The sequence below is a fragment of the Pseudomonas sp. HMWF006 genome (assembly GCF_003061205.1).
Taxonomy (GTDB): Bacteria; Pseudomonadota; Gammaproteobacteria; order Pseudomonadales; family Pseudomonadaceae; genus Aquipseudomonas; species Aquipseudomonas monsensis.
The window spans coordinates 742-7079 of the sequence record NZ_QAIU01000420.1; the positions used below are offsets into that span (position 1 = coordinate 742).

The 6338-nt window shown below is 58.9% G+C and carries 8 protein-coding genes and 1 pseudogene; 4 read left to right on the plus strand and 5 right to left on the minus strand.

The features are described from left to right. Window positions 1-196: pseudogene (locus DBR24_RS32600) on the minus strand (PLP-dependent cysteine synthase family protein); the annotation flags it as partial. Window positions 197-448: 252 nt separating this feature from the next. On the opposite strand from DBR24_RS32600, the gene nhaA reads away from it, so the two are divergent. The 3 genes from nhaA to DBR24_RS17420 all read left to right on the plus strand — a co-directional run bounded on the left by nhaA (window position 449) and on the right by DBR24_RS17420 (window position 3211). Further along, window positions 449-1633, plus strand: coding sequence for a Na+/H+ antiporter NhaA (nhaA, locus tag DBR24_RS17410; RefSeq protein ID WP_128615356.1), 1185 nt, complete (start codon window positions 449-451; stop codon window positions 1631-1633). Window positions 1634-1805: 172 nt separating this feature from the next. Further along, entirely contained in the window at window positions 1806-2990 is a 1185-nt protein-coding gene (locus DBR24_RS17415; protein ID WP_128615357.1) for a colicin E3/pyocin S6 family cytotoxin, read from the plus strand. Beyond that, window positions 2987-3211 carry a hypothetical protein gene (locus DBR24_RS17420; protein WP_128615358.1) on the plus strand — a complete coding sequence of 75 codons (225 nt, stop codon included), beginning with the start codon at window positions 2987-2989 and terminating at the stop codon, window positions 3209-3211. The genes DBR24_RS17415 and DBR24_RS17420 overlap by 4 nt, the downstream gene beginning before the upstream one ends. Before the next feature lie 155 nt (window positions 3212-3366). On the opposite strand, the gene DBR24_RS17425 is transcribed toward DBR24_RS17420, so the two are convergent. Next, a complete protein-coding gene (locus DBR24_RS17425; RefSeq protein ID WP_007969461.1) occupies window positions 3367-3831 on the minus strand; it encodes a glycine zipper 2TM domain-containing protein in 465 nt (154 codons plus the stop codon). 168 nt (window positions 3832-3999) lie between these two features. Between DBR24_RS17425 and DBR24_RS17430 the strand changes: the two genes are divergently transcribed. Continuing rightward, window positions 4000-4236, plus strand: coding sequence for a hypothetical protein (locus DBR24_RS17430; RefSeq protein WP_128615359.1), 237 nt, complete (start codon window positions 4000-4002; stop codon window positions 4234-4236). A gap of 5 nt (window positions 4237-4241) precedes the next feature. Here the strand turns inward: DBR24_RS17430 and pdxH are convergent, their stop codons facing one another. The 3 genes from pdxH to DBR24_RS17445 all read right to left on the minus strand — a co-directional run. Then, window positions 4242-4889 carry a pyridoxamine 5'-phosphate oxidase gene (gene pdxH / locus DBR24_RS17435; RefSeq protein WP_123465266.1) on the minus strand — a complete coding sequence of 216 codons (648 nt, stop codon included), beginning with the start codon at window positions 4887-4889 and terminating at the stop codon, window positions 4242-4244. A 24-nt stretch (window positions 4890-4913) separates the two neighbouring features. Continuing rightward, entirely contained in the window at window positions 4914-6035 is a 1122-nt protein-coding gene (locus tag DBR24_RS17440) for an OmpA family protein (protein ID WP_123465264.1), read from the minus strand. A 113-nt stretch (window positions 6036-6148) separates the two neighbouring features. After that, window positions 6149-6338, minus strand: a 190-nt coding sequence (locus DBR24_RS17445) for a serine hydrolase (RefSeq protein ID WP_146189074.1), incomplete at its 5' end; no start/stop codon positions are given.

Here is a 6338-nt window from a genome sequence, read left to right on the forward strand (position 1 = left end):
ACGCGTAGAGAAACAGCGACCTGGCCAGGCGATGCTTGAGGCTGCCGGTCGGATGGCTGGATTCATCCTTGAAATACAGCTCGATGCCCGCAAAACCCGGCAGTGGCAAGGGGATCAGGTGGGTGTCGGCGCTACGCTGGAAGTCCGCCTCGATGATGCGGATGGCTTCGCGGGCCCACTGTCGGTTGTCGCTCATGGTGAGGGTTCTCGTTGAATCGGGCAGAAAATCGACCTCCTTTTGAAGGCTCGTCCATCAGCTTAGGAAAAAACCCGAATCGCGCACAGATACAGCTGAGTCTCAATATGTCAGGCAACTGCTAGGCTCAGCGTGGCCTCGGGAAAGCTTCGTTGTAACGCCATATAACAAAAAAGAATATAACTTTTGTTTTAACAACTAACAGTACGGGTTAGGGTGTTCCACCTTTTGACCTTTCGATGGAGAGCGACCTTGCCTCTGCGTAGCACTTTCACGCGTTTCTTTCAGTTGGAAGCTGCCAGCGGTCTGTTATTGATCGCCGCGGCCATCCTGGCTCTGATTATCAACAACTCGCCACTGTCGTGGCTGTACACCGGCCTGCTCGACACTCCGGTGGTGGCGCAGATCGGAGCGTTGAAAATCGCTAAACCCCTGCTGCTGTGGATCAACGACGGCTTGATGGCGATGTTCTTCCTGCTGATTGGCCTGGAAGTGAAGCGCGAGGTGCTCGACGGCCAGTTGTCCAAGCCTTCGCAGATCGTCCTGCCCGGCGCGGCAGCCATCGGCGGCATGCTGATACCGGCGCTGATCTACTGGTTTCTCAACCGCGACAACCCGCCCGCGCTGAGCGGCTGGGCGATCCCGACCGCGACCGATATTGCCTTCGCCCTCGGCGTGCTGGCCCTGCTGGGCAAGCGGGTGCCCGTGTCGCTGAAACTGTTTCTGATGACCCTGGCGATCATAGATGACCTGGGCGCCATCGTGATCATTGCGATCTTCTACTCCGGCGAACTCTCGACCCTGTCGCTGGGCCTGGCGGCGGCGTGCATCGCGGCGCTGGTGGCGATGAATCGGTTGGGTGTAGTCAAACTCGGGCCGTACATGATCATCGGTTTGATCCTGTGGGTCTGTGTACTCAAAAGCGGCGTCCATGCGACGCTGGCCGGTGTGACACTGGCGTTCTGCATCCCCCTGCGCACGAAAAATGCCGAACCGTCGCCGTTGCTGACCCTCGAGCATGCGCTGCATCCGTGGGTGGCCTACGGCATCCTGCCGCTGTTCGCCTTCGCCAACGCCGGCCTGTCGCTGAGCGGCGTCACTGTCGAAAGCTTCACCCACCATGTGCCAATGGGCATCGCGATTGGCCTGTTGTTGGGCAAGACTGTCGGTGTGTTCGGCCTGACCTGGCTGGCCGTGAAAGCCGGCATCGCTGCCCTGCCCCAAGGCGCGAATTGGGGCCAGGTGCTGGGCGTGGCGATCCTGTGCGGCATCGGCTTCACCATGAGCCTGTTCGTCGGCTCGCTGGCTTTTGAACCGGGCGTAAGCGATTACGCCGGAATGGACCGAATGGGCATTCTGACCGGTTCGATTCTGGCGGCGTTGATCGGTTATGCGGTGACGGCGGCGGCGAGTCGCAAGAACTCCCAACCGATATAACCTCTGTGGCGAGGGAGCTTGCTCCCTCACCACAAATTTCCTGCGTTCCTGCTACACAGCGAATAATCTCCACGTCTATGGAGACGCGTCCTACAGCCACCATTTTCCTGCTTCGTTAACGTTGCGTAGCCCTTTGCGAGGGGCTGTCGACGGATGAACGAAAGGACGATCAGTGGCTGGCAACAAGGACATTCCCCGGGTTTCCAACCCACCGCAAGGCGATGGGCATCACGTCACCTACCGCTACATGACGGCCACTGAACTGGCCGAGCGCGACGCCAGACAAAACGCTTACGACGCCATGCTGGCGCGGCAGGAGGCTTTCGAGCGCAGCCGTGAGGTGGCGGCGAACAAGCCTGAGCCGGTGCGTGCCGGCTGCGTGTTCGCCAAGTCCTGCAAGTTGCCGGACGCGATCATCGATTACTCCAGCCCTTCGGGAATGGTGCCGACTGACAGCCTGAAGGATTACGGCGAGCTGATCGTGCTCGGCGGCCGTGAGGCCGATGACAGCGGCGGCGTTGCACTCAAGAAAATCAGCGGCACTGCAATTCCTGCGGGGCTCGGCACTTTTGCCCTCGCCGGTGAGGCGTTCAAGGCACTGCCCGTCATAGCTTCCACCGCCGTTGTGACCCCTTTGCTCGGGCTGGTGGCGTTGCTAATGCCATCGAACATGGGCGACAGCGCCCTCTACACCGAAGACCAGTTGCTCGCCCTCAAGCAGGCGCGAACGCGTGTTCGGTTGAGAGTCGAACAGCAGGCCGACGGCAGCCTGAAGGGCTACGGCTTCTACACCGGCAAGAATCGCGATTGGGAAATGGTTGATGTCGTGCAGTTCAAGTTGCGTGGCAGCCAGTTCATTGCTGACTTGGGTGAAGGCGTAGAGCTGATCTGGACGCCTGCTGTGGATGGCTCGGACATCCTCGGTATTCCCGCGCTGGAGGCTGCACCGCAGGCACCGCACATCTGGGTTTATCCGCCGACGAAAGCGGCGGACGGGATTCTGGTTAATCCGGTTTATCCGCCGGAGTACAGGGATTTTATTCTGGTTTTTCCGGTGAATTCGGGAGTCAGGCCGGTCTATGTTGTAGCGAGCATTTCGCATGGAAACTACTATCAAAAGCCTGAAAACTTGCCGGCTTATCCCGATGCCCGATGGGCTACGCCAAAAACGCCAATAAAAGGTGGCGGGGGATTACGCCCACGCTGGAAAGACAGAGACGGCGTAATTTATGAATGGGATTTTCGACATGGAGCGATTGAAAAATATACAAAACGTGGAAAACATTTGGGGGAGTTTAACCACGAAACAGGCGAGCAAACGAAACCGGCAGATCCCACCAGAAGGATAGAACCATGAAACATCAGGTCATGGGAGTAAAGAGAGGAGAAGATTTCCCCCTCTTTCAGCAACCCCTTTCCATCGCTACATCAGATCTGAAGATAGTTATGGGCTGGGAGAATGAGGAAGAATTCCAGCATGACTATAGGCTGACAGAGCAACAGATTATTGAAATTGAAAAGTCATGCGCGATCACTCTTCCTCGAGATCTTGACCTTTATCTATCCACTCAGATCTGAGTAGCCGCGCTGTGAACTCTTCGAAGCCTAAGTTTCCCGAAAGGCTGGGAGTTCTTTGTGGGCACCTGTGCTGATTACTGAACTACCGAATTGAAAGCAAAAAACAAAACCCCGACCAGTCACCTGATCGGGGTTTTCTTTACCCTACATTCCGCTTAGTGCGAAACGCGGCTGGTCCCGCCAACGGTGGAGATGCGCACGCGCTCGCCAACACGGAACACTTCATTCTCCTGAACCTGCTGCACATAGGCACGCATGCTGCCGTCGTCTTCACGCACGGTGATTTCCACGCCCTGGGTACGGGTCAGACCTTCTTCAGTGGCCGAACCGATCAGACCACCCGCCACCGCACCGATGACCGCAGCCACGATGCTGCCTTTACCGCCGCCGATCGCGCTGCCGCCGACACCGCCGACCACTGCGCCTGCAGCGCCACCGATCGGGGTCTTGGTGCCTTCGATTTTAACCGGACGCAAGGATTCGATGGTCCCCATGCGAATCGTCTGTACACGACGCGCTTCGTCACGGGAGTAGGAGTCACCGGTCAGGCTCGATTGGCAGCCGGTAAGCAACATCGCCATCGTGGAAAAGGAAGCAACCAGCAGAACAGACTTACGCATAGCATCAACTCCAAAGGAACATATATTCATTAAACTCCGCTGCTTGACGCCTGTCACGGCGCAGCCCGGATAAATTGGCTTTCATTCAGGCGCGGTACAGACGCCTGCAAGGTTTTCCAACAGTAGCGCCAAATTACCGATTCTGCGCCACCGACACCAAGGATTTTCATGGATTACTTCATCATTTTCGTCACCACCGTTGCGGGACTGTACTTCCATTGGTGGCTTTACGTGCGCATCAAACGCTGGATGGATCGCGACCTGGCACTGTCGCTGGCGGGCAAGGATGAAGGTAAACGCGCCTTCATGCTTGAACGGTTGGCGGACGCGCAGGCGCAAAATATCAAGCGCAAGGATTTGCCGCAGTGGCTGGAGGCCGCTGCGGCAAGCTATTGCGCTCGGTAGACTGCCTAGGGTGCCAGACGTTCAAGAATCCAGTCGGCGCCCTGCAGGCGGTAGTTGAGGCGATCGTGCAGGCGGCTCGAACGCCCCTGCCAGAACTCGATGCGCTCGGGCAGCAGGCGGTAGCCGCCCCAATGTTCCGGGCAATGCGGCTGGGTGTCGCTGAAGCGCTGTTCGGTGGCCTTGAGCAACTCTTCCAGCTCACCCCGGCCGTTGATCACCCGGCTCTGCGGTGAAGCCCAGGCCCCGAGGCGGCTGCCCAGTGGACGCACCTGAAAATACGCATCGGACTCCTCAGGCGTGACTTTCACCACCCGCCCTTCAATGCGCACCTGACGCTCAAGGGTTGGCCAGAAGAACGTCATGGCGGCAAACGGATTGGCCGCCAGATGCTGGCCCTTGGCGCTGTCGTAGTTGGTGAAAAAGGTGAACCCCTGCTCGTCCAGGCCCTTGAGCAGCAGAATGCGGCAATGCGGTCGTCCGTGCGTATCGACCGTGGCCAGGGTCATGGCGTTGGCCTCCACGGGCGCCTGTTCGGTTTTCACCGCGTCGGCAAACCATTGGTGAAACAACGCAAACGGCTCGTTCGGGGCTTGCGCCTCGGTCAAGCCATCCCGGGTGTAATCACGACGCATATCTGCCAGAGCCTGGGTCATGGCGCATTCCTTTTCGTTAGCGGATCACTGCTTGGAAGTATCGGTGGCGGCGACTTTCTTGTCAGTGGTCGCCGCTTTGGCTGGAGCGGTTTTCTTGGCAGGCGTTTTCGCCGGAGCCTTGGCCGCCGCTTTTTTCGCCGGAGCCTTGGCGGCGGCTTTCTTCGCTGGCGCCTTTTTGGTTGCAGGTACGGCGGCTTTGGAAGCGGCCGGCGCCGGTGTTACTGGCTTGGCTACAGGCTTGACGTCCTGGGCGGCAATCATCGTGGTCGGTGCCGGTGCCGGCATGTTGTATTTGCTTAGCAGGGCAACCATGGTGTTCTGCGGGGTCACCAGCAATTCGACGCGACGGTTCAGGGCACGGCCTTCGGCGCTGTCGTTGGCGGCACGCGGGGCATCGCCGCCCATGCCGCGCAGCATCAGGCGATCACGCTGCAAACCGCTCAGACGGAAGATCGCCGCCACGGACTGGGCGCGCTCCTGGCTGAGTTTGACGTTGGCCGGCGCGGCGCCGGTGTTGTCGCTGTGACCGAGCACCAGTACCGCGGTTTTCGGGTCAGCTTCGAGAATTTTCGCAACATTGGTGAACGGGCTGAGTGTCACCGGCAGCAACATGGCCGGACGCTTCGGGTTGAACGATCCCTCCACCGGCGCGATCACCACCAGCACGTTGTCACGGCGCTCGAGTTGCAGATTGCTGTCCTTGATTGCCGCACGCAGGCGTGGCTCGTAGTCATCCAGCCAGGCCTGGGTGACTTTCGGGTCAGGCATCGGCACTACTTTGGCAGTGGACTGATCCTTGCCGCCGAACGGCCACCACCACTTGCTGCCGGTGTCGGCATCGGTCTTGGCCACTGCAACCGGGGTTTTGGCTGCAGGTTTTACTTCAGGTTTCACCTCAGCCTTGGCCGCTGCATCATCGGAGCTGCCGAACGGCCAGTACCAGTGGCTGCTGCTTTCGGTCTTGGCCACCGGTGCAGTGGCGGCAGGTTTCAGCGGGGCTGGAGCAGGTGCTGGCTCTTTGGCTGCGACTTTGTCGGAAGAGCCGAACGGCCACCAACTGCCGCCGTCTGCATCGTTTTTCGGAGTCTGTGCACAACCGGTCATTGCAACGCACAGGGCCAGGGCGAGGGTCTTTTTAGATGACATTGAAAGTCCACAAAATGAAGTAAGGAAAAATCAGAGCTCTTTCGCCCGGATAAACAGTCGGTTTGAATCGAAAAACCGCATGAGGTTCCGGCCCTGGAACCCCGAATGAAACTTTACAGACAAGTGGCAAGCACCCGCGCGAGCTTCTGCGCGCGCGGATCCATCAAGACGTACGGCCCCAGGGTATTTGTCACAAAACCGAAGGCAACATCATGCTCAGGATCAGCAAAACCGATGGAACCGCCCGCGCCCGGATGGCCGAACGCCCGCGGGCCGAGGCCGTAGGTGGCGTTCGGCACGTCC